This is a genomic window from Methanobrevibacter sp. (assembly GCF_045577275.1).
Lineage (GTDB): Archaea > Methanobacteriota > Methanobacteria > Methanobacteriales > Methanobacteriaceae > Methanobrevibacter.
In genome coordinates this window covers 1-3,023 of sequence record NZ_JAZNIB010000097.1, presented here as the reverse complement: position 1 = coordinate 3,023, position 3,023 = coordinate 1, and the positions used below count along the sequence as shown (strand labels likewise).

Below are 3,023 nucleotides of genomic sequence, written 5' to 3'. Positions count from 1 at the left end.
TTTATTGAAAATTATTTAATAACATATTTATGCTGCTGAATTTCATAACTACTATTATATTTATTTCGAAGGGGAGATTTTATGAAATTAAATTCAGTTTCAACCATGAACTGATAGATGAAAATAATTTGGATGAGATATTTGATAATATTGGAAACTTGTTGGATGTGCGTTTTGATGAAAATTTAAATCCTTACCGTCAAAAGAATGACGGAAAAATTTACGAACTCAAAAAAACCACAGACAAAAACATTGAAAAGGAAACCAACGCATTTTTCAAATTCACATTCAAGGACAGGATTGATGTACCTCTGTATAAGTTTTTAGTCCTAAAAAAGGACGATGAATTAACTGTTTTGGCAAATATTCACTCTTCAATATTTGATTACTCTGCAATAAATGTCATCAAGGAACTGTTCAACAACCCTGAAGCAGCCAATATTCCAAAAGTCATCGGCTCTTACTTTGAAGAGTATGAGGAATATTTGAATTCACCAGATTTTGATGATGATCGTTCCTATTGGGATAATAAACTTCTGGATGCTGAAGATTATGTGAAATATTTCAATATAAAGTCAAATAATTATCGAAACATTAGTTTTTCTATTGAAAACGATTCCCTTTCCACCTTCCTTAAAAATCATAAAATTTCAAAATATAATTTCTTTACCGCTATTTTTTCATTATATTTCTCCCGAATAGATTCAACAGAAGGATGTCTATTGAAATCCTCAATTAACACTGAAGAAGTTGTTTTTGGAGCCAATGCCAAAAATACTTTATTAATGATAGATTACTATAAGAATGACACTTTCGAAGAATATTTAAACAGAATCGAAGAAGATTACAGAGATGCCCTGGAACATACCAGGGTTCGTATTGAAGATTATGTTGACAGTTCATTTTATTATGCGATTCACGATTTCACTAAGCTAAATGATATTGATGTAAGAAACGGAGACGGATCTGCCTTAACATTAAATTTATATGAAGATTCAATTGACGTCATATACAATTATGAGATATTTTCAGAAATTTACATTAAATATCTCATAGGAAATATAAAACATTTGACCGATAATGTATTGGAAAGCATCAATCAGCGCTGCGGCGATTTGGAAGTTTTATCAATCGGAAATCAATATGATTTCAATGGCTTATATGAATTGACCGAATCTCAAAGGACTGTTTATTCTGATGCTCAAAATGAAACGGGCACAAGATATAACAACCCTCTCAAATTAGGATTGGGGAATTCATACTCTGTTGCAAAAATTAAAAAAGCCATAAACAAATTACTGAAACTGCATCCAGTTTTAACCTCACGTGTCCTAGATGAAGGAAACCTGATAGGGTTTGACGCTAAGCCGCCTGTAGCGGTCGGTTTGACTGAAGACATTGAAAGTTTTGTCAGGCCTTTTGAATTGAATAAGTATCTGTCCCGATTTTTGATTGTGGAAGATAAGAGTGATGTGTTTTTATGTATGGATTTCCACAGTTTGATTTTCGATGCAACATCATTCAATACAGTAATAAACAGTTTATTGAAAATCTTAAATGGAGAAAATACTGAATTGGTGGACACTGGAGTTTTAAGAGAAATATCATTTGAAGAAGCCATTAACGATTCTGAATATAGGGGTTACGCCCAAAAGTTCTACGACAGTGCATTGTCCGAAAGGGATGAGGTTAATGATTTGGTATTTTCCGTTGCCGAAGACAGTTCAAAATCTTATGTTGAACGTTTCAGCATTGATGAAGAGAATTTAACTTCATTTTTAGATCATCATAATATAACCCGAAATCAGTTTTTCGCAAGCGTATTTGCATATACCCTGTCAAGATTTACTGGTTCATCCAAAGTCATATTTGATTTAATCACTGATGGCAGGGCTCATTTGGGTTTGTCTGATTCTGTAGGAATGTTTTACCAAACATCCCCAGTGCTTATGGAGTGTAACAATCAAAGTGTTGAATCTTTCATGAATTATTCCCGTGATATAATTGATACTGTAAGCAAATTTGACTTGTATTCATTCATGGAACTTGTGTTTGACTATCAGCTGGAAAATACAGTTTCATTTGGTGTTTTACAGGATATTTTTTCCTCTACAATAGATATGGAATTTGAAATGCTGGAAAAAGACATGTGGGCTAATTTTTCAACAGTGGTCTATTATGCAAAAAGAGATACATTGGAAATAAGAATATTCTACTCCGAGAAATACTCCGATAATTTTGTAAAACACTTTGTTGATTCATTCAAATTAATATTGGGGGGTATCGTTAGAGAAGAGATGTTGTCTGATATTAATTATGTCGATGAAGCTGATTTAAACCTTTTAGATGGTTATAATAAAACTGAACGTAATCTGATGTTCGATGACCTTCTGGAAGCATTCAACTTTAATTTATTTAAAAATCCCGAAAAACCTCTCGTATCATATAAGGATAAGGTTTATAACTATAGTCAAGGAGCATTTATTGCTGATAAGCTTGCCTGTGCCATAAAGGATGCAGGTGTTGGTGCGCATGACAATGTTGCTTTTTTAGTTGAAAGGTCTGAACTGTACATGTTCTGTGTTTTAGGTGTCTTATCAACTGGTGCTGCATATGTTCCTTTGGATGATGCCCATCCGGATGAACGTATCAAGTTCATATTAAATGATACTTCATCTAAAGTGGTTATTGTCAGTGATGAAACCTGCAATCGCGTCAAATCCCTGAATGAGGATGCAATCATCATAAACATTTCCGACATTGTCAACGGTGAAATCGGAGTGTTATCCAGTTTGCCTACAGTTGAAGGCGATATTGCCTGTATTCTTTATACCAGTGGATCTACAGGCCTTCCTAAAGGTGTAAAAATTACAAGGGATGCTATCTTAAACAGTGTGGAATCATATGCCAATAAATTTAAAATTACTAATGAGGATGTCTATGGCCTATTCGCTACAATCGGGTTTAACACAGCTTCACTGGCAATATGTCAAAGTTTTTATTCAGGAGCCTGCTTATCAGTT

1 protein-coding gene is annotated in these 3,023 nt (G+C 33.6%); it reads left to right on the top strand.

Features of this window, described 5'->3' with window-relative positions; all coding sequences use genetic code 11:
* Window positions 1-128: 128 nt before the first annotated feature.
* Window positions 129-3,023, top strand: a 2,895-nt coding sequence (locus ACKI67_RS03380) for an AMP-binding protein (RefSeq protein WP_407461982.1), incomplete at its 3' end; no start/stop codon positions are given.